This is a genomic window from Streptomyces spectabilis (assembly GCF_008704795.1).
Lineage (GTDB): Bacteria > Actinomycetota > Actinomycetes > Streptomycetales > Streptomycetaceae > Streptomyces > Streptomyces spectabilis.
Map to the genome: position 1 here is coordinate 4409414 of NZ_CP023690.1, position 23986 is coordinate 4433399.

The window sequence follows — 23986 nt, forward strand, 5'->3', positions numbered from 1 at the left end:
ATGCCCCCATGGACAGCACCGACAGCACCGAAAGCACCGACAGCTGCGGCTCCGGCAGGCCCGCCGGTCTGCTGAGCATCGGCACCTTCGCCCGCCGCACCCGGCTCTCGGCGAAGGCGCTGCGGCTCTACGACCGGCAGGGCCTGCTCACGCCCGCCCACGTGGACGCGGTGACCGGCTACCGCTCGTACCTGCCCGAGCAGGTCGAGCAGGCCAGGACCGTCGCGCTCCTGCGGCGCCTGGACATGCCGCTCGCGGAGATCGCGGCGGTGGTCCGGCTCGACGGCGAGCGGGCCGCGTCGGCGCTCGACGGCTACTGGGCGGGCGTAGAGGAGCGGCACGCGGCCCAGCGCACCCTGGTGGGCTACCTCCGCGGCCGTCTGTCCGGAAGGAGTACCGCCATGCAAGGAACGTTCGAGGTCAAGATCGTCGAGGTGCCCGAGACCCCCGTCGTGAGCGAGACCCGGCACCTGGTCAGCGACGAGCTGCCCGTGTGGATCAGCACCTCGCTCGGCCGTCTGGAGCGGGCCGCCGCGGAGGAGTGCGGCGGGATCACCGGGCCGCCGTTCGTGATCTACCACTCCGACGTCAGCGAGGAGAGCGACGGACCCGCCGAGGCCTGTGTGCCCGTCGCCGACCTGGAGGCGGCCCGCGCCTGGGTCAAGGAGCGGGGGCGGTCCCAGGGCCTCACCGCCCGCATGGAGCCCGCGTACCGGATGGCGTACGTCCGCATCACCAAGGCGCAGGTCCTCTATCCGCAGATCCTCGCCGCGTTCGACACCGTGGAGGAGTGGATCACCCGCGAGGGGCTCGTCCCCACCGGGCCGTGCCGGGAGGTGTACTTCGCGGACTGGGACACGGCCGGGCCCGAGGACGAGGTGTGCGACGTGGCGTTCCCGGTGCGCTGACAGCACCACGGGCACCCTTGTGAGCAAACGCACAAGTGCAAATATCCAGGCGGCCCGCACCCGTCGGACAGGCCCGTGAAAGCCCACGCGCACCAGCCATGACGGCCCTGACGTGGACGTACTGCGACCGGCCGCAATCAGTCGCATACTGACGGATACCTGGGCTCGGGGTCGCTGTCTGCCAACCATTCCGCAGCGGTTAGCGTCTACTCCGAAGGAGTTGACCCCGCCAGCCGAACGGATCGCCGCCCGTGGCCTCTGCCGAACTGTCTCCGCCGACACTCTCCCGAACCCATCGGGGGAGTGACATGAGGGAGCCCTGGTACTGGCGCTACCGCTTGCCGCTGATGATCACGCTGGGTCTACTGCCGCTCTACGCGCTGTGGTGGACGGTCTTCGCGACCGGCGGCGGCGACCTCGCGGCGCAGCAGGCCTGGGCCGGCTTCGTCAGACGCTACCCCGGCTCGGCGTACGGCCTCTTCTGGTACGGCGGGGTGCACACCGCCAACTACAGCGTGATCTCGCCGTACCTCATGGCGGCCTTCGGCGTGCGGACCGTGGCGATGGCCTCGGGCCTCGCCTCGACCTGGATGGCCGTCGCGCTCATCACGCGCGTCGGCATACGCAAGCCCCTGTGGCCGTCGATCATCGTCGGCTTCTCCCTGTGGTGCCAGGTGGTGTGCGGGCGCGCCACCTTCATGCTGGGCGTGGCCTTCGGCGTCGGGGCCGTCCTCGCCGTCTCCGGGAAGATCGGCCGCGGACGGCTCGCGGCCGCCGTGGCCTGCGCGGCGCTCGCGGCCATGGGCAGCCCGGTGGCGGGCCTTTTCATCGTCGTGGTGGGCGCCGCCTACCTGCTGTCGCGGGAGTGGAGCAAGGCCCTCGGCCTGATCCTGCCGCCGTTCGCCGTCGTCGGCCTCACGACCTGGCTGTTCCCCTTCGAGGGCGAGCAGCCGATGGCGTTCGTACGGATCTTCCCGCCGGTGCTGCTCTGTCTGGTCGTGATCCTGGCCGCGCCGCCCGCCTGGCGGCTGCTCAAGCTCGGCGCCGCCGTGTACGCGGTCGGCGTCGTGCTGACCTGGGTCATCCCCACGCCGATCGGCACGAACGTGGAGCGGCTCGCGGAGCTGGCGGCCCCCGCCATAGTGCTCGCCGCCGTCCTGAACCGCGACTTCCCGCGCGTGCGGCTGCTCAAGCCCAACGGCAAGCCCGCCCTGATCTGGCGGCACGCCCTGCTCATCAGCGCCGTCGCCCTGTCCCTCATCTGGGTGTCGATCAAGACGACCTCCGACATAGTCGCGTACACGAAGGTGCCCACCTGGGCCGTGGAGACCGACGGCGTCGTCAAGGAGCTCAAGCGGCTCGGCGCCGACCGCACCCGCGTCGAGGTCGTCCCGGCCCGCGACCACCGCGAGGCCGCCGTCCTGTCGCCGTACATCAACATGGCGCGCGGCTGGAACCGCCAGGCCGACGTCGAGCGCGGGCGGCTCTTCTACGAGGGCCGCCCGGTCTCCGAGGTGAAGGAGGGCGCCTTCAGCTCGGCCTCCTACCGCGCCTGGCTGAACCAGTGGGCCGTCGGCTTCGTCGTGCTCTACAAGGGCGACAGCGTGCCGGACGGCGCCGCCGAGCGCGAGCACAACCTCGTGACCAGCGGGCCCAGCTACCTCACCGAGGTCTGGAACGACGACAACTGGCGGATCTACCGAGTCAAGGACCCGGTGCCGCTGGTCGACGAGCCCGGCACCCTGCTCGCCGCCGACGGCGCCAACATGACGGTCCGGATGGCGAAGCCCGGCTCCGTCATCGTCCGCGTCGCCTACTCGCCGTGGCTGTGGGCCGAGGGCGCCTGTCTGCGCAAGGACGGCGACTTCACGCGCCTGACCGTCACCAAGCCCGGCGACGTGCGCATCGGCTCGAACTACTCCGGCCCCTCGGGCCCGCAGCCGCGGTGCGCGCCCGAGAACGAGAAGGACTGACCGGGCACCACCCGACGCACCACGAAGGGGTGGGGGCGAGCCTTCCGGCTCGCCCCCACCCCTTCGGCTTGCGCTGTCGCGCGCGTCGTCGGCGTCAGCCGATCCGCGTGAGCTTCGCGCCGAGGCCCGGCTCCGCGAGGTCCTCGCCCAGGGCCACCGGCACCTTGATGGCGCCGTTGGTGCCGTCGCCCACGGACAGGACGCCGACCTTCGTGCCCTTCTTCGCCGTGTGCGGGACCTTCTTGCCGCCGTCGCCGAGCTCCAGCTTCGCGGTCAGACCGGACCAGCCGACGGCCGTGACGTCCTTGGTGGTGACGACCGGCGTCTCGCCGCCGAGGCCGTCGTCGACGTGGCCGACGACCGTGCCCTTCTTCACCACCGTCTTCGCCGTGAGCGCGTCCTGGCCGCCGCTGATCAGGTCCTTCACGACGTTCGTGACCTGGTCGATGTTGGCGACGCCCGGCTTGCCGAACTGGGCCAGGGCCGCGCCGATGATCACGTGGGTCTTGCCGCCGACCCGCTTCTCCGCGGCGAACAGGATGTTGCCGCCCGCGGCCGTGGTGGTGCCGGTCTTGATGCCGATGGCGACCGTCGGGACGAGGCCGAAGTAGTTCTTCTGCTCGTCGCCGTTGAGGTCGTCGTACTTGGGCTGGCGGGCGATCTCCTTGAACGTCGGGTTCTCCATCGCCACCCGGCCGAGCTTCACCAGGTCCTCGGCGGTCGACACGGTGGTCTTGTCGAGGCCGCTCGGGTCCGTGTAGTGGGTGTTCGTCATGCCGAGTTCCTTGGCCGTCTCGTTCATCTTGGCCACGAACTTCTTCTCGTCGCCGCCGCTGTCCCAGCGCGCGAGCATCCGCGCGACGTTGTTGGCGGACGGCAGCATGACGGCCTGGAGGGCCTCGTACTGCTTGATCTTCTGGCCCTCGGTCACCTTGACCACGGACTCGTTCTCCGGCTTGCCCTTCTCGTAGTGGCGCTGCGCCTCGGCGTCGACGGTGAGCGTCTTGCCCTCGGTCCCCTTCTTGATGGGGTGGTCGCGCAGGATCAGATACGTCGTCATCACCTTCGCGATGCTCGCGATCGGCACGGGCTTCGCCTTGCCCGAGCTGCCGAAGGTGCCGATGCCGTCCACGTCCATGGCGGCCTGGCCGTCGGCGGGCCAAGGGATGGAGGGCTTGCCGCCGCCGAAGGAGAACGTGTCCTTGGCGGTCATGGTGAGCTTCGCGTCCGGGAGCGGACGTACGGCCTGTACGACTGCAAACACAATCGCCAGGAGCGCCACGAGCGGCGTCCAGATCTTGAACCGCCGCACGAGGGTGCGGGTCGGGGTCTCCGCGGGCGGCGGCGTGTTCGTCAGCTCGGCCAGCAGGTCGAGCGGCGGCTTGGGCGGCAGCGGCTGCTGGGTGGTCGGCTCCGGGGCCTCCGGCGCCGCCGGCTCGGCCGCCCGCGGGGCGGCCGGGGCCGCGGCGGAGGCGGCGGGCGCCTTGGGCGCGCCCTGCGGCGGGGCCTTCCGCTCGGGGGTGGCACGGGGCTCGTCGAGCGGCTTCAGCGCGACGAACTTGCTGGTCCGCTCGGACTCGGACTCGGCCTTGGGCTTCTCGCCCTTGGTGTCGCCCTTGGTGTCGCCGAGCTTGAGCATGGTGGTGGGCTGGTCGACACCGGCACCGGAGCCGGAGCCGGTGGGCTTGACGGCCTTGAAGACGGCGGTGGCCTGGTCGACGGGCTTGTCGTCGCCGGGCTTGTCGGTGGCGTCGGCCTTGGTGTCCGACTTGGCGTCCGACTTGGCGTCCGCGTCCGGCTTGACGGCCTTGAACACCGCCGTCGCCTGGTCCACGGGACGCTCGTCGGCGTCGTCCGCACCGGTAGCGGACTCGCTCTGACCTGCGGCCCCGGCGGAACCTTCCGCCTCGGCGGCGTCCTTCTTCGCCCACGACGGCACGGTCTTGAGCACCGCCGTCGCCCGGTCGGCGGGCGGCTCACCGGCGTCGGCCTCGTCGTCGTCAGAGGTCTCGACCCGCGGCCGGTCGGTCCGGAACACAGCCGTGGCCGTATCGGACTTCGGCTCACCGACGGAGCCCGACTCCGCCTTCGACGAGGCGTCGCCCTCGCCCTCACCGGCGTCGGACTCCTCGTCACCGGAGGTCTCGACCTGGACAGCCGCGGCCGACTTCGGCTCACCGGCGGAGCCCTCCGCCGTCTTCGACGAGGTCGCGTCGGCGGTCTTGTCGGCGTCGGCCTCCTCGCCGTCAGAGGTCTCGACCCGCGGCCGGTCGGTCCGGAACACAGCCGTGGCCGTGTCCGACTTCGGCTCACCGGCAGAGGCCGACTCCGCCTTCGACGAGGCCTTGTCGTCCGCCTCGTCGGCGTCCTCGGCCGCGGCATCCGCCTCAGCGGAAACGTCACCGCCAGCAGGAACACCGCCCGCCCGGCCGCCCGCGCCGCCCTCGGGCTTCGCTTCGCCCTCGGGTTCCTCGTCGCCCTCCGCGTCCGCGGAGGCGACCCAGGCCGCCACCGCGTTCCGCAGGCGCGCGTCCCCGTTGGCCTCCTTGGCCGCCTTGGCCTTCGGGGGCGTGGGGGGCGAGGCGGCCGCGTCGTCCTCAGAGGCGCCCCCGCCAGAAACCGTCTTCGAACTGTCGGGGTACTCGCCCGCCACCGATTCCTCCTCGTACTCGCCGTACTCGCCGTGCTTCGCCACACCGACCGAGGCCCGGACCCACTGTCCGAACCATGTACCAGTGTCCTGTGTGAGGGCTTAACCCCCGTGGTAGACGAGAACGACATACCTACTGGTTCCCGTACGTACCGCCCACGCGCTCTCGACAGACCAATGTGAGAGGGGTCACCCTGTCATTCATCCACGCGGGGAGGCATGGATGGGCAGGAGCCGCAGAACAATTCCGGAGGAGCTTCTGCTGCTCGCTTTGGACCCGACCACGGGTACCACAGCGCAGCCGCAGTCGCTCGACCTCGGTCTGGCCGGAGCACAGCTAGTGGAGCTGGCGCTGGCCGGACGGATAGCCCCTGACGGGGATCGTATCGCCGTGGTGATGCCACGGCCCACGGGAGATCCGACTCTGGACTCCGCACTGGAGCTGCTGCGCAGGCGCGGCAGCCCGGTCCGCGCGGTCCACTGGATCGGCGGGCCCCGCCTGGGGCTGCGCCAGACCTACCTTTCACACCTGGAACGGTGCGGCATGGTGCATGCCGTGGCGGGCCAGATGTGCGGAGTGCTGCCGACGACTCGCTACCAGGCGACGGACACGGCGATCAGCCGGGAAATCAGGTCCCGGCTCGATTCGGCGATCCGCACCGGCGTACCGCCGGACCCGCGGACCGCGGCGCTCGCCGCGCTGGCCCACGCGGTCGGCCTCGGCAAGCACCTGTATCCGGGCAACGAGGGACGATCGTCCCGCTCCCGGCTGCGGGACCTGATCCGGCACGACCCGATGGGCGGCCTCGTGGCGCACGCCGTGATGGACGTCCAGAACGGCGTGGCGGCGCAGCCGCGCCGCAGCCCCGCGACGGCGGGACAGCAGGGCGCACGGCCGACGGCGAGGGCGGTGACGGAACCCGGCAGGGTGCCGATGCAGCCGCGCCGGGGTGCGGGAGCCATGGCCCGCGCCGTGGCCCACTGACCGAGCGGTCGCGCACGGGGAGCCGATTCCCGTGCGGCACAGCACCACGCACCGGGACCGGTACGGGCGCCGACACCGGCATCGGTACCGGAACCACGGGCGCGCGGCCCGCAGCGGCCGCCGCGCACGGCACCGCACCACGCAGCACCGCACTACGCAGCACCACCGCACGCCGCGTCACCCGCACCGTGTGACGCACTCCGCGCCGGTCCCACGAGACCCGGCGCGGGAACCGTCGAGCCGTGCGGGGCCGGACGCCGGTCGCACCGGCGCCCGGGCCCCGCACGACGGCAACCACCGCACACAACACGCCTGTTGAGAAGCACGCGCGACGCCGTCGGGGCGTCGGCACCCCCACATGACCGCCGTTCTGCTGTTTCCCAGCGGCGAGTTGCCCCTTGGTGGCACTCTGCTCCACAGCAGACACGCAATGTAGAGGCATATTTGCCGGAGGTGCACTTCCCGTGGCGTCCAACGTCAATCCCACCGTCAGGCGTCGCCGGCTCGGCCAGGAGCTGCGGCGGCTCCGTGAGCTCAAGGGCATGACGGCGGAGGAGGTGGCGGAGCGCCTGCTCGTCTCGCAGTCGAAGATCAGCCGCCTTGAGAACGGCCGCCGCTCGATCAGCCAGCGCGACGTGCGCGATCTGTGCGGGGTGTACGAGGTCGAGGACCACCGCATCGTCGACTCGCTGATGCAGATGGCCAAGGACTCCCGCCAGCAGGGCTGGTGGCACTCCTTCGGCGACATCCCGTACAGCGTGTACATCGGTCTGGAGACCGACGCCGCGTCGCTGCGCGTCTACGACCCGCAGGTCGTCCCCGGTCTGCTGCAGAGCAGGCCGTACGCGGAGGCGCTGATCACCGGCGCGCTGCCGGAGACCACACCGACGGACATCGAGAAACGGGTCCAGGTCCGCATGCGCCGCCAGGAGCGCATCGCCGCGCCGGAGAATCCGCTGCGCCTGTGGACCGTCCTCGACGAGTCCGCCCTCCGCCGCGTCGTCGGCAACCGCGCGCTGATGCGCGAGCAGTTGGAGTACCTGGTCGAGCAGTCGCAGCTGCCGCACGTGACGGTGCAGGTGATCCCCTTCGAGATGGGCGCGCACCCCGGCCTGAATGGGCAGTACGCGATCCTGGAGTTTCCGGACGCGTCGGATTCCAGCGTCGTCTACATCGAGGGCGTCACCAGTGACCTGTATCTGGAAAAGGCCAATGACGTGCAGCAGTACAGCGTCATGTACGAGCATTTGCGGGCCCAGGCGCTGAACGTGGAGCAATCGCGGCAGCTGATCGCGGACATCGCCAAGGACTACGCCCGCTGACATACACCCGCTGACATACGCCCGCCCGGTATTCGGAAGTTGACCTTCCGCTTATCGCCGAGGGCCGCCCAGCCCGGGAAGCGCCGCACGGTACACCTTTGCCTCGGCGTGACGGAAGACCCCTCTGGAATATGCCATCCGGTTGAGTGAACGAACCATCCGCCACTCGATGTTGGCGAGTAGCGTCATTCACGCCAACAGAGCAACGCGGATTCCGCGCTGTTGGCGCATCCCGCTCTCCCGCGGGACAGCGCAATTCACCAACTGTACAAACGGAGCAAACATGGCAATCCAGCAAGGCGCGTCGCCCTCGTGGACCAAGTCGTCCTACTCCACCGGGAACGGCGCGTGCGTCGAGGTCAAGTCCCCCGTTCTGAGCGCCATTTCCGTGCGCGACTCGAAGGTCACGGGCGGCCCGGTCCTCGCCTTCCCGGCCGACTCGTGGAACGCCTTCGTGACCGAGGTGCGTGAAGGGTCCCACGACCTCGGGTGATACGTGCCAGTGAAGGCAACCGCAGCAACAACCGCATAGCTCCACCCGCAGAGCCCTCTCGACTGGTCCGCCGTCCCGGCCGAGGGGGCTCGGCCTTGCCCCCGGGTGCTAGCGGAGCTGGTCGACGTACCGGTCCGTGCCCGGCACCGTCGGGATGAACGGCGCGAGCAGCTCCACCCGCCCCAGGCCCCCGGCGGCCACCTCCGCCTCGCGCGCCGCGAAGCGCTCCGCCCAGCACGCGCGCGGATCGCACTCCAGGAACCACAGCAGCGTCAGGCGGGTGTCCACGCCCTCGACCTGCCGCACGTACGTCATCCGGTCGCCCGGCAGCGGCGTCGGGCGGAAGAGGGTCACCATGGCGGCGGGCGAATCCCTGAGCGCCCGGGGCAGGTGCCGGGCGCGCAGCCATTCGAGCACCTCCGCGCGCTCCCGCGGCCCCGCGGCGTCGATGACCTCCAGGACGAGCCCCTGGTACGGGTGGTCCAGGGCGTGCAGGTCGCGCGGCCCGGCGGCGCCGTCGCGGTAGACGGTCGCCTCGTGGTCCTGGAAGGCCGTGAACACGTGCGTGCGGGCCTGGTGGACACGGCCGTCGCGGTTGAGGCGCTTGTTGATGGCGACGGTCCACTTCATGTGCTCGTCGTAGCGCCCTTCGGTGATCCAGTACGTCGACAGATAGCAGCCCGCCGTCACGGGCCGCGCGACCGCGGACTTCTCGGGCACGCGCAGGAGTTGCAGCTCCCGGGTCGCCACCCAGCGCCGGCCCGCGTACATCCAGGGCATGGCCATCGCGCCCGCGTAGTAGTGGTCGTCCTCGTACCAGCGGTTGTACGCGAACTCGTGGCCCGGGTGCGGTTCGACCATGGTGATCAGCGCGTGCCCCGGGCGCACGCCGTACGGGCCGACGGCGGCCAGCTCGCCGTACGCGTCGCCACCGGACGCGGCGGACCGGGTGTCGTCGGCGGACCGGGGGCCGTCTGCCGGCCGGGAGTCGTCGGTGGACCGGGAGCCGTCTGTGGACCGGGGGTCGTCGCCCATGCCTCTCCCCTTCTTCGGCGCGGACCCATACTCTGACGCCCCGTCAGACATAAGGCCAGAGCCGGGAGGCCCGCATGCCGCTGCTCCAGGGAAAGACCGTGATCGTCTCCGGTGTCGGCGCCGGGCTCGGCCACGAGGTGGCCGCGGCCGTCGTGGCCGAGGGCGGCAACGCCGTGCTCGGCGCCCGCACGGAGGCGAACCTCGCCAAGACCGCCGCCGAGGTGGACCCCGGGGGCGCCCGCGTCGCGTACCTGCCGACGGACATCACCGAGGAGGTCCAGTGCGGGGCGCTCGCGGACCTCGCCGTCGAGCGGTTCGGCGACATCGACGCGCTGGTCCAGGTCGCGGCGTCCGACAGCCACTTCGGCGGGCTCCAGGACGCCGACTTCACCGCCTGGGCGGGCGTCCTGGACGTGAACCTGCTCGGCTCGCTGCGCATGACCCGGGCGTGCCTGCCCGCCCTGAAGGAGCGCGGCGGCTCGGTCGTCCTCATCGGTACGCAGTCGTCGGTGGCGGCGCCCTCCCAGGTGCGGCAGGCGGCGTACGCGGCGTCGAAGGGCGCGCTGACCTCGGCGATGTACTCCCTGGCGCGCGAGCTGGGCCCGCACCGGATCCGGGTCAACACCGTGCAGCCCGGCTGGATGTGGGGCCCGCCGGTGGAGGCGTACGTGACCCTGACCGCGCGGGCCGAGGGCGTGCCGGAGGCCGAGGTGAAGCGGCGGCTCACCGAGCGCATGGCGCTGCCCGACCTCGCCACGGACGGGGACGTGGCGCAGGCGTGCGTGTTCCTCGCGTCGGACCGGGCGCGGGCCATCACCGGGCAGTCGCTCCTGGTGAACGCGGGAGAGCTGATGCGCTGAGGCCCCGGCACCGCCAGGCCCCCACCCCTGCCCCCGGCCCGTCGCCGGGGGCTTTCCCGGCCCTCATTTGGTCACGTACATGAATCGAGATCGTCATCCCGAACGATTTTACTTCCTCTTGACCGTGCGGGCGGTTGTCCGCGCCACGCGGCCGAACCGACGATGAGCGGGCCCTTCCCGGCCGTTCCCGCGCCGCACGGGTGAAGTTCCCACCAGATCAACGGAGTTGACCTAGTTCACAAGGCGGACCCCGGGAGGGGGATATGAACGGACTCGACTGGGCCGTGCTCATCGGCTACTTCGGCGTGATGGTCGCGATCGGCGTCTGGTCCCACAAGCGCGTGGACAACGTCAGCGACTTCTTCACCGCGGGCGGCAAGATGCCGTGGTGGCTGTCCGGCATCTCGCACCACATGTCCGGCTACAGCGCGGTGATGTTCACCGGCTACGCAGGAATCGCCTACACCTACGGCGTCACGTCCTTCGTCACCTGGTCCTTCCCCATCGCGCTCGGCATCGCGATCGGCTCCCGCCTTTTCGCCCCGCGCATCAACCGGCTGCGCTCGCGCCTGCACGTGGCGTCCCCCCTCGAATACCTCAAGAACCGCTACGACCTGCCCACCCAGCAGGCCCTCGCCTGGTCCGGCATGCTCCTGAAGATCGTGGACGTGGGCGCGAAGTGGGCGGCGATCGCGACGCTCCTGTCCGTGTTCACCGGCGTCTCCCTGAACCAGGGCATCCTCATCACCGGTGCCGTCACCGCCGTCTACTGCACCATCGGCGGCCTGTGGGCGGACGCCCTGACCGAGCTGGGCCAGTTCGTCATCCAGTTGCTCGCCGGGATCGCGATGTTCGTGGCCGTGGTCGTGGAGCTGGGCGACTACGGCGGCTTCTTCGGCGTCTGGGACCGCCCCGAGCTGGACGGCCACGAGAAGCCCCTGATCGGCCCGTACGGCACGGTGTTCCTGCTCGCCTTCCTCTTCATCAAGCTCTTCGAGTACAACGGCGGCATGCTCAACCAGGCCCAGCGCTACATGGCCACGGCCAACGCCCGCGAGGCCTCGCGGTCCGCGAAGCTGTCCGCCGTGCTGTGGCTGGTGTGGCCGCTGGTGCTGTTCTTCCCGATGTGGATGTCGCCGCTCCTCGTCGACGCGAAGAAGCCCGACGGCTCGGACTCGTACGCCCTGATGACCGAACAGCTCCTTCCGCACGGCCTGTTGGGCCTGGTCATCGTCGGCTTCTTCTCGCACACGATGGCCATGTGCTCCTCCGACGCCAACGCCATCGCGGCCGTCTTCACCCGGGACGTGGCACCCGTCCTGTCGCGCAGGGCCCGGCAGTGGACGGACCGCGCGGGACTCCTCGCCGCCCGCCTCACCACGGTCGTCTTCCTCGGCCTCTCCATGGCGGTGGCCACGCAGGTCAACTCCCCCACCTTCAACGACATCATCACCGTCGTCATCAAGTGGGTCGCCGGACTCATGGGCCCCATCGCCATCCCGATGATGCTGGGCCTCCTGCGCACCTTCCGCCGCTCGGGCCCCACGGCCGCGCTCACCAGCTGGGCCCTGGGGCTGCTCGCCTTCTGGCTGGTCAACTACCCCGTCCACTGGAACGTCGACGGCGGCGTACCCCTCCAGTACCAGGTGTCCATACCGCTGGCGGTCTCGCTGGTCCTGTACGTCGTCATCGGCTGGGTGAAACCGGAGGACACCCCCGAGCGCGACGCGCTCATCGAGCGCATCAACACGGACGGCGACTCCGCCGCCGCGGCTCTCCCCCTGCCCGGCCAGGCAGAGCCCGCCCCTTCGAAGCCGGTGTCGTAGCGCCTTCTGCCGTCCCTCGTCCGCGGGTGGCTTCGCGCTGACGCGCTCGCTTCTCCCGCCCGCCCGCCCCTTTTGGGGCGGGCGGGCGGGAAAAATCCGCCGCGGAGCGGCGGAACACCACGACGGCGGCGCACCCGGCAGCGGGCCCGCACCGGCATGGTGAGATGCCCCCATGCTCAGCGCGAGACGCATACTCATCGTGGCGTACGACGACTCCCAGATCCTCGATGTCGCCTGTCCCAGCGGGGCGTTGGACCTGGCCAACCGGCACGGGGCCGACCCGCCGTACGAGATCGAGCTCGGGACCGTCGGGCGCGCCCCCGCGAGGAGCAGTGCCGGGATCGCCCTCGGGGCCTGCCGGAGCCTGGAGGAGGTGGCCGGGCCGCTTGACACGCTGCTCGTGGCGGGCGGCGGCGGGTACGCGCGGGCGGCGGCCGACACCCGCCTGGTCACCCAGGTCCGGCGGCTCGCGCGCGCGAGCCGCCGGGTCGCGTCCGTGTGCACCGGCGCCTACGTCCTGGCCGCCGCGGGCCTGTTGGACCACCGCCGCGCCACCACGCACTGGCGCTACGGCGCCGAACTGGCCGCGCGGCACCCGGCGGTGGCCGTCGACACCGCCCCGCTGTACATACGCGACGGCAACGTCTACACCGCGGCGGGCGTCACCAGCGCCCTCGACCTCACCCTGTCCCTGATCGAGGACGACCACGGCCCGACCCTGGCGCGGGCCGTCGCCCGCGAGCTGGTCTCGTATCTGCACAGGCCCGCCGACCAGGCGCAGATCAGCATGTTCCTCGCGGCGCCGCCGCCGGGCGACCGCCTGGTCCGCGATCTGGCGGTGCACATCGCCGCGCACCTGGCCGAGGACCTGTCCCCGGCCGCGCTCGCCGCCCGCGCGGGCGTGAGCACCCGGCATCTGACGCGCCTGTTCGCCGCGCACCTCGGCACCACCCCGGCCCGCGCGGTGCGCGCCGCCCGCACCGAGGCGGCCGCGCACCTCGTACGCTCCAGCGCGCTGCCCCTCGCCGCGATCGCCCGCCGCTGCGGCTTCGGCTCCGCGCAGACGCTGCGCCAGGCCTTTCTCGACGCGTACGGCGTCAGCGGGGACACGATGCGCAAGATGCCGGACATGCCACGGCCGCGGGCGGGCTCCCGGCGGCAGACTCCCGGGGCATGACGCACCCCACGACACGCCGCACCGTGCTGCGCTCCACCGCCGCCACGGCCGCGCTCGCCACCGCGGGAATCGCCGCGCGGACCGCCCCCGCCCATGCCGACGCACCCCGCGAGCCCGGCACCGCGGGCCCCCGGATCGGCATCCTCCTCTACGACGGCTACAGCCTCCTCGACCCCACGGGCCCCGCCGAGGTGCTCTCGCGCGTGCCGGGCGCGAGCGTCACGATGGTGGCCGAGCGGCGCGGCCCGGTGCGCACCGACACCGGTGACGTGGCCGTCGTCGCGGACCGCTCCCTCGACGAGGCGGGCCGCCTGGACGTGCTCCTCGTCCCCGGCGCGGGCAACCGCGGCCTCATCGCGGCGATGCGGAACCAGACCCTCCTGAAGTGGATCCGCGCCACGAACCGGCACACCCGCTTCACCACCTCCGTGTGCACGGGCTCCCTGGTGCTGGCCTCCGCCGGGCTGCTCGACGGCCGCCGCGCGACGACGTACTGGGCATCGGCGGAGTACCTGGAGAAGACCTTCGACGTGACGTACGTACCCGAACGCTACGTGGAGTCGGGGAAGTTCCTCACGTCGGCCGGGGTCTCGGCGGGGATCGACATGGCGCTGCACCTCGCGGCGCGGCTCACCGACGACGACACCGCGCGGGCGATTCAGCTGGCGGTCGAGTACGACCCGCGTCCGCCCTTCGATGCGGGCGACTGGCGTCGGGCCAGTGCGGAGTTGAGGGCCCGGGCCCTCAAGCTCCTGGAGGACTCTCAGGTGTAGAACCTCGTTCGTCTGCGGGTTCGTCGTGGCTGGTCGCGCAGTTCCCCGCGCCCCTTTGGGGCGCGCCCCAAAGGCGCGCCCCCCGTCACGCTCTCGGGTAGCGGGCCAGCCAGCCTGGGGACGCGCCTGCTGGGCTGTGGAGGGCGGGTCCCTGGGTCATCTCCATGGCGAAGTCGTCCGCGAGTTCCAGGACGGTGGCGCGGCCCTCCAGTTCGGTGAGCCAGCCGGGCGGCAGCGCGGTCTCGCCGTGCAGGGCGCCGAGCAGCGCCCCGCACAGCGCGCCCGCCGCCGTGGAGGACGCGCCGTGGTTGACGGCGAGGCGCAGGCCGTGGCGGACGTCCTCGCCCACGAGGGCGCAGTACACGGCGGCGGAGAGCACGCCCTCCGCGTCGCCCTCGCCGATCAGCTCCTCGACGCGGGCCGCGTTCGGCATGCCCTGCCGTACGGCGCCGAGCGCGTGCCGCAGACCGTCGGTGACGGGCTGGTGGCCCGGCCGCGCGGCGAGCAGCGAAAGGGCGCGCTGCACGGCCCCGTCGAGGGACTCGCCCCGGGCAAGACCGTGCACGAGGACGGCGTGCGCGCCCGCGGCGAGGTAGGCCTGCGGGTGCCCGTGCGTCTGCACGGCGCACTCCACGGCGAGCTGCAGCACGAGCTGCGGCTCCCACCCCACGAGCAGCCCGAAGGCCGCGGACCTGGCGGCGGCCTCCGCTCCGCGCTCGCCCGGGTTCTTGGGCACGTCGAGCGTGCCCATGCGGTCGTCGGCGAGCCCGGTGAGACAGGCGCGGGCGGGCGCGCGGCGCGAGTACAGCCACTCCTCGCGCGCCAGCCAGCCGTCCTCCTTGCGCCGCTCGTCGGGCCCCCAGTCGTGCTGGGTGACGGCCCACCGCAGATAGGCCCGGTGCAGATCGGTCGGCGGGTGCCAGGCTCCCGTGTCGCGCCGCACCTGGGCCCGGATGAGCCCGTCCACGGTGAAAAGCGACAGCTGCGTGACGGCGGTGACGGCGCCGCGCCTGCCGTGCGCGGGCGCGAGTTCGGTGAGGCCCTCGGCGCCGTGCGCGGCCCGGATCTCCGCCAGGTCCGCCCCGTCCACGGGCGCGCCGAGCGCGTCCCCGACGGCGGCCGCGAGCAGCGTGCCGCGGACCCGGCTGCGGAAGTCCTGCTGCTCGGTGCGGCCCCACACCCCCGTGGTTGCTACGGCACTCACCGAACCCCCTTTCCCGTGCCTCGGCGTCCGACTCCGCAGCACTGTAATCGAACGGGAACGGTGGGTTCAGGGTGCACGTGGTTTGTGCGGAAGGTGCGGTTTCCCTAGTTCCCGTCGGGAGTTGGGCGGTGTTCGACGTATTCGACGACGGTGCCGTCGGGGTGCCGCACGGTGAAGCCCGTGCCGGTCGGGACCCGGTGCGGCGGGTCCAGGACCTCCGTGCCCTCCTCCGCCGCGAGCCGGGCCAGATACGTCTCGGCGGAGTCGACGATCAGCGTGCCGTCCGTGGCCCGGAACGGCGCGAGCGTCTCCTCGTCGCCCTCGACGAGCAGGAAGCTCCCGACGACGGCGAGCGTGAGCCGCTTCTCCGGATACGTGAACCGCATGTCCCGCTCCACGCCGAGCAGCCGCTCGTAGAAGGAGGTGACGGACTCCAGGGTGCCGAGGGGGGTGTAGACGCGGATGAGGGTGCGGGGCGCGGCGAAGCCGGAGGAGTCGTTGACGCGGCGCCAGACGGTGGGGGTGAGGTCGGTGTCGTTGCTCATGCGCCAAGGCTCGCGCGGGGAATGCCCGCCGACCAGGCGGGTGTTCATGGGGTGAGTGGAGGTAACACGATGACGGACCCGGCGCCGCCCCCGACAACCACCCGGCCCGCGCCCGCGGCACCCACCCGGCCCGCGCCCGCGGCACCGACGCGGCCCGCGACCCTGGCGACCGACCCCGCCGCGCTCCGGCGGGAGCTGGGTGGCTTCCTGCGTGCTCACCGCGAGCGCGTGGCCCCGGCCGACGTGGGGCTCCCGGGCACGGCGCGGCGTCGCACGTCCGGCCTGCGCCGCGAGGAGGTCGCGGCGCTCTCGGGCGTCTCGGTGGCCTGGTACACCTGGCTGGAGCAGGGCCGCGTCGACACCTCGCGGCAGGTCCTCGACGCGGTGGCGCGGACCCTGCGCCTGGACGCCGCGGCGCACCGCCACGCCCTCGGCCTGGCGGGCTTCGCCACCTTCGAGACGGGCCCCTCCACGCCGGTGGACCACCAGCCCATGCTGGACGGCTGGGCCACCCCCGCCGCGCTCCTCGACCCGGCCCTGGACCTGCGCGCCTGGAACGGCCCGTACGCGGCGCTCTGGCCCGACCCGGCCCACGTGCCCCCGGCCCGCCGCAACCTCCTGCTGCTCCTGGCCACCGACCCGGGCCACCAGCGCGTCCTGCCCGACTGGGAGCCGCTGGCCACGGACCTCTACCGCCACTTCCGCACCCGCGCGGACCGCGAGCCCCCGGCGTCCCGCAGCCACGAGGTGACCGCCCTGCTGCGCGCGGAGCGCCCCGAGCTCGACGCCTGGTGGGCCTGCCGCTCAGTGGCCGACTTCGCACCGCGCGCCGTCACCCTCACCGCTCCCGACGGCGACGTACGCCCGTACGAGATGACCCTCCTGCTCACCCCGGAGCCGCGGGGCGGGGCGGTCCTGGTGCAGACGCCGGTCGGCGGAGGCCCTCGCGCACCGGGTCGTACCTGACCGACGGCCCGTGCGCCAATCCTGTTGACCGCCCCCGGCAGGCAGTGCTGGAGTCGGCGCGTGGACAGCATCCCCGCCAACCGGCGGCTCTGGAACCGGATCAGCAGCGCCTACCAGCACAAGCACGACCCGCACATCGGCGCCGCGCCCCGGCTGTGGGGCATGTACTCCATCCCCGACGCGCACCTGAACGCCCTGGGCGACGTCACCGGCAAGCGCGTCCTCGAACTCGGCTGCGGCGCCGGCCAGTGGTCCAGGGCGCTCGCCGCCGAGGGCGCCACCGTGGTCGGGCTCGACCTGTCCGAAGCCCAGCTCACCGCGGCGGCCCGCGCCATGGGAGCGGACCGCTACCCCCTGGTGCAAGGCGCCGCCGAACACCTCCCCTTCGCCGCCGAAAGCTTCGACCTGGTGTTCTGCGACTTCGGCGGGCTCAGCTGGGCACCCCCGCACCTGGCCGTCCCCCAGGCCGCCCGCGTCCTGCGCCCGGGCGGGCGCCTGGTGTTCAACGTCGCCAGCCCCTGGTTCGAAGCGTGCTACGACGACGCCGCGAGCCGCGTGACGACCACGCTGCAACAGGACTACTTCGGGCTGAACACCATCGCCGAGGGCGGCGGCGCGACCAGCTATCAGCTCACCTACGGCGACTGGGTCAGGGTCCTGCGCCGCGCGGGCCTCGTCATCGACGACCTCATCGAGCCACGCCCCGACCCCGAAACACCCAACGGCTACAACGAGACCGACCCACCCGACTGGGCCCACCGCTGGCCCGCGGAACTGCTCTGGGTGACCCACAAACCGTAAGTCCCGCCGGGCTCACACCGGGCGGCCGCCACCCTCGTTGAGGAACGACTGGTGGAGCGTGTACCGCTTGGAGGCGCGGCCGCCGGTGCGTACGGCCGCTCCGAAGGAGGCGGCGTCGGTCCACTCCTCGATGACGAAGGTCTCCTCGCCGTCCGCCGTCAGGTGGACGTGCGCCGCGAACAGGCCCGGTGCCGCCACGACCGCGCCCACCGCCGTCCTGGTCACCGCGAGCACGCAGGGCGGGCGGCCGCCGTGGTGCACCACGCTGCGGTGGAGGCGGGTCCGGTGGAGCCCCGGCCGCTCGATGCCCGGCACCAGCGAGTCGACCCGGCTCACGAGCGCGCCGCGCCGGGCCCGCGCCCACGTCAGGTGCTCCTCGTCGCTGGTCCACTGGGCGTAGAAGAGCAGGTCCGTGCCGTCCGTCGCGCGGAACACGTGCTGGGCGAGCAGCGCGGACGGCCACTCCCCCGCCGCCCACTCCTCGACCACCGCGTCGGCGGCGGCCCACGTCCGCTCGGGCGTGGCCGTGATCCACTCACTGATCAGCGCGGTCCCCGCTGCGGGGTGGACGAGTTCCAGGAAGGGTGTCATGGTCAGCGACCCTCGTACGTCAAGCGCGCTTGAGGTCAAGCGGCAACGTCCGGCCGGGGCGTCGGCGGGCACGGGGCCGGGTTCCGGGTGCGGCTCCTCTTCGGCGTCTTTGGCGTCGGGCCCGACCGGGTCACGGTTCCGCGCGATCCGGTACGAGTTCGGCCCACACCGTCTTGCACCCGGAGGGCGCCGGAACCACGCCCCAGCGGTCGGCGCACCCCGCGACGATGCGCAGCCCGCGCCCCGACTCCTCCTGATCCCCCGGGTCCTGGATACCCGGGACCCGGTCGCCCCGGGCGTCACTCACCTCGATCCGGAGCCTCCCGGCCGCGTCGAGCCGGAGCGTCAGGCGGAAGCCACGGCCCGGCACGCGGCCGTGCGCGACGGCGTTCGCGGCGAGTTCGGCGACGATGTGCGATGCCTCGGCCGACGGGCAACCCCAGGCGTCAAGTTGACGCTCCGTGAGTAGCCGGGCAAGGCGGGCTCCCCTCCGGGAGGAGGTCAGCAGCAGCGTGAAGTGCCGTGCCTGGACGGCGGCTTGAGTCATTTCACCATTCACATCACTCAGCGTGGTCACTCCTGTCTACCCTGACCAGCAGGGAAGCCGGTACGCAGAGCGACTGTCCGGGTACCGCTCGGAGCCGTCCGGCTCGTACGCGGAAGGTGGGCCGCATGGAGGACGAGGAAGCCGCGGCGGTACTCAAGGCGGTGGGCCGCCAGGTCAAGGCGTGGCGCGAGGCGGCGGGCATGACCCAGGCGGAGCTGGGCGCGGCCATCGGGTACGGCGACGAGATGGTGTCGTCGGTGGAGCGGGGCCGGCGCGTGCCGAAGCCGGAGTTCCTGGAGGGGGCGGACGAGGTCCTGGGAGCCGGCGGCAAGATCGCGGCGATGAAGAAGGACGTGGAGGAGGCGAGGTACCCGAAGAAGGTTCGGGATCTGAAGAAGCTGGAGGAGGAGTCGGTGGAGCTTGGGGCCTACGCCAGCCATCACATCCACGGGCTGCTTCAGACCCCGGAGTACGCGCAGGCGTTGTACGCGATGCGACGCCCCTCCTACACGGAGGAGGAGATCGAGCGCCACGTCGGCGCTCGCATGGCCAGGAAGTCCATCTTCGAGCGCGTCCCCCGGCCACTGATCACCTTCGTCCAGGAGGAGGTGACATTGCGGCGTCCGATCGGGGGCAGAATGGTCCTGCGGCAGCAGCTCGAACACCTGTTGGGTGTCAGCAGGTTGAGGCACGTGGAGATCCAGGTGATGCCGACTGGCTGTGAGGACCACGCTGGAATGGCAGGCTCGCTCCAGCTACTGAAGCTACGGAACGGCAAGACGCTCGGACACACAGAAGCGCAGCTTTCCAACAGGCTGATCAGCGAATCCCGCGAAGTCCAGATCGTCGAAATGCGCTATGGAATGATCCGGGCACAGGCCCTCCCGCCACAGGAGTCCCTGGTCTTCATCGAGAACGTACTGGGAGAGACATGACCTCCACCCCGGCCACCGGAACCTTCGCGCTGAAGTGGCGCAAGAGCAGCTACAGCAGCAACGACGGCCCCGAGTGCGTTGAAGTCGCCCAGGATTGGCGTAAGAGCAGCCACAGCGGAAGCGACGACGCGGACTGCGTCGAAGTCGCCATAGCCAGCCCCGGCCCGGGGCCCACCGTGCACATCCGTGACTCCAAGAACAAGAACGGAGCCCAGGTGGCCGTCGAAGGCGCGGCCTGGGCTCCGTTCGTCGGCTTCGCGGCGGGGACTCAGACCGTGTAGGCGGTCCAGCCGACCGTCTCCGTGGTGTGCTTGCCGTCGGCGGTGACGCCGCCGCCGTAGATCTCGTTGAAGCGGACCTTGAAGCCCTTGTTGGTCACTTCGTGCAGGCGGACGCCGGGGGTCTCAGGACCGTTGAAGGTCTGCACGGTGACCTGGACGACGACGTCCGTACCGCTGGGGAACGGGGTCGGGAAGGTGACCTGCTTGAAGGTGTCGGTCTTCCCGCCCTGTGTTTCGGTGGAGTGGGACGAGTCCATGGTCAGCTTGCCGCTCTGGATCATGCTCATGGTGGTACCCCTCTCTCGCACGCGAGGGGGTGCCGGTCGGCACTCCCGGTATGTCCCTGTGCGAAGAGGGATTCAAGCAGCGGGTCGGTGGGCCAGAAAGGGCGGTTTCGGGACATTCGCCCGAGAGGTGACGGCACCCTGAGATCCGTCAGGGTGTTCCCTGATCTCTCCGGGAGGCCATTGCCGGGCCGCCGGGCCCCCGCGCAGACTGGACGCATGGTAGATGCAGCTATGCGGGTGTCGCACCGGGAGCGGGACCAGGCGGTGGAGATCCTGCGGGTCGCGGCGGGTGACGGGCGGCTGACGGGGGCCGAGTTGGAGGAGCGGGTGGAGGCGGCGCTCGCGGCGCGGACGGTCGGTGACCTCAGGGACCTGACGGCGGACCTGCCGTGGGAGGGCATGCCGCCGCAGCCGGCCGAAGTGCTCCGGATAGACCAGCGCTTCGGGGAGGGCAAGCGGACGGGCGGGTGGCGGGTGCCGCGCCGGATGGAGGTGCGGCTGATGTTCACGGACCTGAAGCTGGACTTCACGGAGGCCGTGATCGCGCACAGCACGCTGGAGATCGAGGTGGATCTGCGGATCGGCGGGAATCTGACGCTGGTCACGCCGCCGGGGGTCGTGGTCGACGCGGACGGGATCACCAAGAGCCGGGGCGAGATCAAACTCCCCCCGGTCCCGGGCCCGGAGACCCCCGTCCACCTGCGCGTCCTGCTGACCGGCACGTCGACCGGCGGCGACATAGTGGCCCGCCCACCCCGCCGCCTCCCCTGGCAACGCCACCGCGCCAAGCCGGGTGCGGGCGACACGGGCTGACCCTGAAATCATGCAAGCTCCCGCAAGTCAACTGCGAGGCCTGACTGGTTGCGGGCAGGCTTGTGCCCGGAGACCATCTCCACGGCCAAGCAGGAGGTCACGATGACACTGCACATGCTTGGGAAGGACCCCGAGTCGCCCGACGGCAAGTCCGCGACGGTCTACTACGACGACGTGAAAGACCGATACCTGGTCCAAGGGCTGAAGGTACTCGACAAGGAGCGGCTGTCGCAGATGGATCTCCCGGACCACGAGACCGTCGTGGAGATCCCGAAGTACATGGTGGCGTTCTTCCCGGAGGTGAACAGTGGTGGGGGAACCGACGTTTGAGGACCTGTTCCGGCAGGCCAAGCACTCCGCCGTGCACTTGGAGATGCGGGACGGGTACATGCGGTCCGATCCGGAGTTCGTCGCCTGGTCCCGTGACCCTCACAGCGTTCCGGCGCGGCACGACCCGGTCTCGCGCCACTGGCTCGCGCTGATGAGGGAGACCACCGACCGTGGCGTCGCCGTACGCCGGGCCCGGATCTTCTCGGAACCGATGAGCGACTACTTGCGGTTCGAGCACCACCTCACCGCGGGCAACGTGGGAGCAGGGGAACAGGTCCGCTGGCTGCCACGACGCAGGGCTTCGGACTTGGCGCTGCCTGGCAACGACTTCTGGCTCTTCGACGACGCGCTGGTCCTGTTCCTGCACTTCACGGGCGAGGGCGAACTGTCCCCAGAGGGCGACGAGGAGCGCACGCGTGACCCGGGCGTAGTGCGCCTCTGTTCCACGGCCTTCGAGTCCGTATGGGACCGCGCCATCCCGCATGAGGAGTACAGGCCGGTGTGATCCGGGCCTGATGTTCCATGCCGCCACTGCCACCGTCCAGCATCCAGCAGGCCCGCGCGGCTCTCGGCGGGCGTCTTCGCGACATCCGCAAGGACGCCGGCCTGACCGCTCGGGCCCTGGCAGCGGCAGCCGGATGGCATGAATCGAAGAGCTCCCGGCTTGAGAACGGCAAGACGTCGCCGTCCGACGCCGACATTCGCATCTGGACGAGTATCTGCCGGGCAGAGGAGCAGACGGCGGATCTCATCGCGACGGCCCGCGGCATCGACGGCATGTACGTCGAATGGCGCCGCATGGAGCGAGCCGGACTCAGACGTGTCCAGGAGTCCGTGCTCCCGCTGTACGAGCGAACGCTTTGGTTTCGCTTCTACCAGTCGCAAGTCGTTCCCGGCCTGCTGCAGACCGCGGACTACACGCATGCGGTCCTCACCACGCTCGTCGCCCTGCGCAGCGCCCCCGACGACATCGAGGAAGCCGTATCGGCCCGCATGGGGCGTCAGCACGTGCTCCGCTCCGGCGGACGCCGGTTCGCCTTCGTGATCGAGGAGTGGGTTCTCCGATCGGTCATCGGCAGCCCGAACGTCATGGTGAACCAGCTCCGCCACCTGATCGGCATGACGTCGGTTCCCATGCTGAGCCTGGGTGTTGTCCCTATGGGTGTCACACGCGGAAATGCGTGGCCGTGTGAATCCTTCTCCATGTACGACGACAAGCAGGTCGCTTGCGAACTGGTCTCAGCAGGTCTGACGGTGACGCAGCCGTGCGAGATCGCCGAGTACGCCAGGACCTTCGCCGAGCTGGCAGGAATCGCTGTCTACGGCGCGTCTGCCAGAAATCTCATCACAGAGGCGATCGACGCCATCAGGTGAAGCTACGCAAGTCCGTAGAAGTTCATTGAGCGCCGACTCTCCCCTTCCATACCTTCAAAACATGCCCCAGAAATCAATGGGTTGAAGGAACGAGGCGACGACACCGACAACACCGACATCGAAGACGGTGACGGCCAGGGCGGTGGCGGCTCACCCGGCCATTGACCACACCCGAGCAACTCGGCCCCCGGCCCCGGCTGGGGGCACCCGCCACCATCGTTTCGCCGGTCAGGAAGGCACTTGCCAGTGCATCTGCTGTGCGTGGACTGGGACTTCTTCTTTCCCGTTTCCACGAGGCGGGCGTTGAACTGCCCCGCTGTCACGGGTACGAGGACTTCTGGGACCGCTTCACCCTCGCCCCCGCCGCCACCGTTTGGTACGCGGACTCCAACGCGTGGGCCGCCCATGTCTTCCCCTCCGACATCGGAGGGCAAGGCTGCTGGACCAGCGTCCATTTGGCCAGGCCCACAGAAGAGCCCGTTATCCCCGTGAGCATGAGCATCGACAGCGGGGAAGCCCCGACCGTCACGTTCGAGGCGGTCTTCGTATGCCGTTCCCGTGCCTGGGTTCCAAGCTGGTGCGACCACCAGTTCACGGAGTTTCTTGAAGCTTGTCCAGCACGACTGGTTGAGCACCCCGAGAACGTGTGGAGGCATCCTCGCGACGATGTTGAGCGCATGGAGCGGTTGTCCACGCGAACGGGTCAATTCAAGCACCGATGACGACATGAGCGGACCGACCAGGGCCTCTCAGCAGTCCTCTTGAACTCCCGCAGGGGGCGACCGTTGCACCACCACGGATACCTGTGGGCGGGCCCGAAACAGCGCTTCGACGACGAGGCCCTGCGGCGGCCCGCGCACCCCGACCCGCCCCCGCCCGGGAGCCGGCCCGAGCTGGTCCAGCGGCACCGCGAAGTGGCCGCCGAGTTTCCCAGGACGGACCTGCCGCCGCTGGAGACGGCCTACTGGCTGGTCAAACCGGCGGGCCTGGTCAGGGGAACATGGCAGGCACCGCAGGACGCGGCCCGCTGGCTCTCCGGTCAACTGGCCGCCCATGCGGAGCGTTTCGCCTCCTCGGCGGAGCGCAGCCCCACGCGCCTGAAGGCACTGGAGCACTCCGCCGCCGCACGGCTCGCGCGGGGCGGCGACGTCTCCCACGGCTTCTACCTGGAACGCCCCACGTTCCTGTCACTGGCCCTGGTGTGCTGCACCCCGAACCACGCGATGCCGCACCTTGCGTGCCCCCTCTCACTAGAGGTGGGCAGCGGCTGAGGCTGGGCTTCCGGTTCTGATTGTTCAAGGTTGTGCAAC

The 23986-nt window shown here is 71.0% G+C and carries 25 protein-coding genes; 18 read left to right on the top strand and 7 right to left on the bottom strand.

The window, feature by feature from the left end; genetic code table 11:
- The first annotated feature begins 8 nt into the window (after window positions 1-8).
- Both CP982_RS19040 and CP982_RS19045 read left to right on the top strand, forming a co-directional pair.
- Window positions 9-908 (top strand): MerR family transcriptional regulator, encoded by a 900-nt coding sequence (locus CP982_RS19040; RefSeq protein WP_150511648.1) that lies wholly within the window; start codon window positions 9-11, stop codon window positions 906-908.
- 308 nt (window positions 909-1216) lie between these two features.
- Window positions 1217-2881, top strand: coding sequence for a hypothetical protein (locus tag CP982_RS19045; protein WP_150511649.1), 1665 nt, complete (start codon window positions 1217-1219; stop codon window positions 2879-2881).
- Window positions 2882-2975: 94 nt separating this feature from the next.
- On the opposite strand, the gene CP982_RS42545 is transcribed toward CP982_RS19045, so the two are convergent.
- Window positions 2976-5576, bottom strand: a complete 2601-nt coding sequence (locus tag CP982_RS42545) for a D-alanyl-D-alanine carboxypeptidase (protein ID WP_229879445.1) — start codon at window positions 5574-5576, stop codon at window positions 2976-2978.
- Between the two features lie 178 nt (window positions 5577-5754).
- Here CP982_RS42545 and CP982_RS19055 point away from each other — a divergent pair, with 178 nt between their 5' ends.
- The 3 genes from CP982_RS19055 to CP982_RS19065 all read left to right on the top strand — a co-directional run bounded on the left by CP982_RS19055 (window position 5755) and on the right by CP982_RS19065 (window position 8331).
- On the top strand, window positions 5755-6516 hold the full coding sequence (locus tag CP982_RS19055; RefSeq protein WP_150511650.1) for a GOLPH3/VPS74 family protein: 762 nt from the start codon (window positions 5755-5757) through the stop codon (window positions 6514-6516).
- A gap of 464 nt (window positions 6517-6980) precedes the next feature.
- Window positions 6981-7838: a helix-turn-helix domain-containing protein gene (locus tag CP982_RS19060; RefSeq protein ID WP_150511651.1), complete on the top strand. Its 858-nt coding sequence runs from the start codon at window positions 6981-6983 to the stop codon at window positions 7836-7838.
- Window positions 7839-8121: 283 nt separating this feature from the next.
- Window positions 8122-8331: a DUF397 domain-containing protein gene (locus tag CP982_RS19065; protein ID WP_150511652.1), complete on the top strand. Its 210-nt coding sequence runs from the start codon at window positions 8122-8124 to the stop codon at window positions 8329-8331.
- Between the two features lie 108 nt (window positions 8332-8439).
- Here CP982_RS19065 and CP982_RS19070 read toward each other — a convergent pair whose 3' ends face one another.
- Window positions 8440-9366 (bottom strand): hypothetical protein, encoded by a 927-nt coding sequence (locus CP982_RS19070; RefSeq protein WP_229879443.1) that lies wholly within the window; start codon window positions 9364-9366, stop codon window positions 8440-8442.
- Between the two features lie 74 nt (window positions 9367-9440).
- On the opposite strand from CP982_RS19070, the gene CP982_RS19080 reads away from it, so the two are divergent.
- The 4 genes from CP982_RS19080 (at window position 9441) to CP982_RS19095 (ending at window position 14002) form a co-directional block, all read left to right on the top strand.
- Window positions 9441-10226, top strand: coding sequence for an SDR family oxidoreductase (locus tag CP982_RS19080; protein WP_150511654.1), 786 nt, complete (start codon window positions 9441-9443; stop codon window positions 10224-10226).
- Between the two features lie 263 nt (window positions 10227-10489).
- The gene (locus CP982_RS19085; RefSeq protein ID WP_150511655.1) at window positions 10490-12052 is read left to right on the top strand and encodes a sodium:solute symporter family protein; all 1563 of its coding nucleotides are present in this window, start codon (window positions 10490-10492) and stop codon (window positions 12050-12052) included.
- A 190-nt stretch (window positions 12053-12242) separates the two neighbouring features.
- On the top strand, window positions 12243-13229 hold the full coding sequence (locus CP982_RS19090) for a GlxA family transcriptional regulator (RefSeq protein WP_425329815.1): 987 nt from the start codon (window positions 12243-12245) through the stop codon (window positions 13227-13229).
- The gene (locus CP982_RS19095) at window positions 13226-14002 is read left to right on the top strand and encodes a DJ-1/PfpI family protein (RefSeq protein WP_150511657.1); all 777 of its coding nucleotides are present in this window, start codon (window positions 13226-13228) and stop codon (window positions 14000-14002) included. Before CP982_RS19090 ends, CP982_RS19095 begins: the two co-directional genes overlap by 4 nt.
- An 85-nt stretch (window positions 14003-14087) precedes the next feature.
- Here CP982_RS19095 and CP982_RS19100 read toward each other — a convergent pair whose 3' ends face one another.
- Together CP982_RS19100 and CP982_RS19105 are read right to left on the bottom strand one after the other, a co-directional pair.
- Window positions 14088-15206, bottom strand: coding sequence for an ADP-ribosylglycohydrolase family protein (locus tag CP982_RS19100; protein ID WP_229879441.1), 1119 nt, complete (start codon window positions 15204-15206; stop codon window positions 14088-14090).
- Between the two features lie 104 nt (window positions 15207-15310).
- Window positions 15311-15751 carry a VOC family protein gene (locus CP982_RS19105; RefSeq protein ID WP_150511658.1) on the bottom strand — a complete coding sequence of 147 codons (441 nt, stop codon included), beginning with the start codon at window positions 15749-15751 and terminating at the stop codon, window positions 15311-15313.
- 69 nt (window positions 15752-15820) lie between these two features.
- Between CP982_RS19105 and CP982_RS19110 the strand changes: the two genes are divergently transcribed.
- Together CP982_RS19110 and CP982_RS19115 are read left to right on the top strand one after the other, a co-directional pair.
- Window positions 15821-16717, top strand: coding sequence for an MmyB family transcriptional regulator (locus CP982_RS19110; RefSeq protein WP_150511659.1), 897 nt, complete (start codon window positions 15821-15823; stop codon window positions 16715-16717).
- 60 nt (window positions 16718-16777) lie between these two features.
- Window positions 16778-17518, top strand: a complete 741-nt coding sequence (locus tag CP982_RS19115; protein WP_150511660.1) for a class I SAM-dependent methyltransferase — start codon at window positions 16778-16780, stop codon at window positions 17516-17518.
- A gap of 12 nt (window positions 17519-17530) precedes the next feature.
- Here the strand turns inward: CP982_RS19115 and CP982_RS19120 are convergent, their stop codons facing one another.
- Both CP982_RS19120 and CP982_RS19125 read right to left on the bottom strand, forming a co-directional pair.
- Window positions 17531-18109, bottom strand: coding sequence for an antibiotic biosynthesis monooxygenase (locus tag CP982_RS19120; RefSeq protein WP_150511661.1), 579 nt, complete (start codon window positions 18107-18109; stop codon window positions 17531-17533).
- A 130-nt stretch (window positions 18110-18239) separates the two neighbouring features.
- Window positions 18240-18656: an ATP-binding protein gene (locus tag CP982_RS19125; protein WP_150511662.1), complete on the bottom strand. Its 417-nt coding sequence runs from the start codon at window positions 18654-18656 to the stop codon at window positions 18240-18242.
- 125 nt (window positions 18657-18781) lie between these two features.
- Between CP982_RS19125 and CP982_RS19130 the strand changes: the two genes are divergently transcribed.
- Both CP982_RS19130 and CP982_RS19135 read left to right on the top strand, forming a co-directional pair.
- A complete protein-coding gene (locus tag CP982_RS19130; protein WP_150511663.1) occupies window positions 18782-19591 on the top strand; it encodes a helix-turn-helix domain-containing protein in 810 nt (269 codons plus the stop codon).
- Window positions 19588-19872: a DUF397 domain-containing protein gene (locus tag CP982_RS19135; RefSeq protein WP_150511664.1), complete on the top strand. Its 285-nt coding sequence runs from the start codon at window positions 19588-19590 to the stop codon at window positions 19870-19872. Before CP982_RS19130 ends, CP982_RS19135 begins: the two co-directional genes overlap by 4 nt.
- Here the strand turns inward: CP982_RS19135 and CP982_RS19140 are convergent.
- Window positions 19860-20159, bottom strand: a complete 300-nt coding sequence (locus CP982_RS19140) for a hypothetical protein (protein ID WP_150511665.1) — start codon at window positions 20157-20159, stop codon at window positions 19860-19862. The two genes, CP982_RS19135 and CP982_RS19140, sit on opposite strands and share 13 nt — an antisense overlap.
- 216 nt (window positions 20160-20375) lie before the next feature.
- Between CP982_RS19140 and CP982_RS19145 the strand changes: the two genes are divergently transcribed.
- From CP982_RS19145 to CP982_RS19165, 5 genes are all read left to right on the top strand, one after another.
- Window positions 20376-20972 (top strand): DUF1707 SHOCT-like domain-containing protein, encoded by a 597-nt coding sequence (locus CP982_RS19145; RefSeq protein ID WP_229879439.1) that lies wholly within the window; start codon window positions 20376-20378, stop codon window positions 20970-20972.
- Between the two features lie 102 nt (window positions 20973-21074).
- Window positions 21075-21302: a hypothetical protein gene (locus tag CP982_RS19150; RefSeq protein ID WP_150511666.1), complete on the top strand. Its 228-nt coding sequence runs from the start codon at window positions 21075-21077 to the stop codon at window positions 21300-21302.
- Window positions 21280-21807 carry a DUF6879 family protein gene (locus CP982_RS19155; RefSeq protein ID WP_150511667.1) on the top strand — a complete coding sequence of 176 codons (528 nt, stop codon included), beginning with the start codon at window positions 21280-21282 and terminating at the stop codon, window positions 21805-21807. Before CP982_RS19150 ends, CP982_RS19155 begins: the two co-directional genes overlap by 23 nt.
- Before the next feature lie 17 nt (window positions 21808-21824).
- Window positions 21825-22676, top strand: a complete 852-nt coding sequence (locus CP982_RS19160; RefSeq protein ID WP_150511668.1) for a DUF5753 domain-containing protein — start codon at window positions 21825-21827, stop codon at window positions 22674-22676.
- A 785-nt stretch (window positions 22677-23461) separates the two neighbouring features.
- The gene (locus CP982_RS19165) at window positions 23462-23947 is read left to right on the top strand and encodes a hypothetical protein (RefSeq protein ID WP_150511669.1); all 486 of its coding nucleotides are present in this window, start codon (window positions 23462-23464) and stop codon (window positions 23945-23947) included.
- The last annotated feature ends 39 nt before the right edge of the window (window positions 23948-23986 follow it).

Bases quoted from the DNA above. Each gene is read 5' to 3' on its own strand.
- CP982_RS19070 (WP_229879443.1), bottom strand. From the start codon at position 9,366: ATGGGCGACGACCCCCGGTCCACAGACGGCTCCCGGTCCACCGACGAC.
- CP982_RS19145 (WP_229879439.1), top strand. From the start codon at position 20,376: ATGGTAGATGCAGCTATGCGGGTGTCGCACCGGGAGCGGGACCAGGCG.
- CP982_RS19150 (WP_150511666.1), top strand. From the start codon at position 21,075: ATGACACTGCACATGCTTGGGAAGGACCCCGAGTCGCCCGACGGCAAG.
- CP982_RS19110 (WP_150511659.1), top strand. From the start codon at position 15,821: ATGACGGACCCGGCGCCGCCCCCGACAACCACCCGGCCCGCGCCCGCG.
- CP982_RS19120 (WP_150511661.1), bottom strand. From the start codon at position 18,109: ATGACACCCTTCCTGGAACTCGTCCACCCCGCAGCGGGGACCGCGCTG.
- CP982_RS19130 (WP_150511663.1), top strand. From the start codon at position 18,782: ATGGAGGACGAGGAAGCCGCGGCGGTACTCAAGGCGGTGGGCCGCCAG.
- CP982_RS19095 (WP_150511657.1), top strand. From the start codon at position 13,226: ATGACGCACCCCACGACACGCCGCACCGTGCTGCGCTCCACCGCCGCC.
- CP982_RS19040 (WP_150511648.1), top strand. From the start codon at position 9: ATGGACAGCACCGACAGCACCGAAAGCACCGACAGCTGCGGCTCCGGC.
- CP982_RS19125 (WP_150511662.1), bottom strand. From the start codon at position 18,656: ATGACTCAAGCCGCCGTCCAGGCACGGCACTTCACGCTGCTGCTGACC.
- CP982_RS19140 (WP_150511665.1), bottom strand. From the start codon at position 20,159: ATGAGCATGATCCAGAGCGGCAAGCTGACCATGGACTCGTCCCACTCC.
- CP982_RS19080 (WP_150511654.1), top strand. From the start codon at position 9,441: ATGCCGCTGCTCCAGGGAAAGACCGTGATCGTCTCCGGTGTCGGCGCC.
- CP982_RS19135 (WP_150511664.1), top strand. From the start codon at position 19,588: ATGACCTCCACCCCGGCCACCGGAACCTTCGCGCTGAAGTGGCGCAAG.
- CP982_RS19055 (WP_150511650.1), top strand. From the start codon at position 5,755: ATGGGCAGGAGCCGCAGAACAATTCCGGAGGAGCTTCTGCTGCTCGCT.
- CP982_RS19085 (WP_150511655.1), top strand. From the start codon at position 10,490: ATGAACGGACTCGACTGGGCCGTGCTCATCGGCTACTTCGGCGTGATG.
- CP982_RS19105 (WP_150511658.1), bottom strand. From the start codon at position 15,751: ATGAGCAACGACACCGACCTCACCCCCACCGTCTGGCGCCGCGTCAAC.
- CP982_RS19045 (WP_150511649.1), top strand. From the start codon at position 1,217: ATGAGGGAGCCCTGGTACTGGCGCTACCGCTTGCCGCTGATGATCACG.
- CP982_RS19160 (WP_150511668.1), top strand. From the start codon at position 21,825: ATGCCGCCACTGCCACCGTCCAGCATCCAGCAGGCCCGCGCGGCTCTC.
- CP982_RS19065 (WP_150511652.1), top strand. From the start codon at position 8,122: ATGGCAATCCAGCAAGGCGCGTCGCCCTCGTGGACCAAGTCGTCCTAC.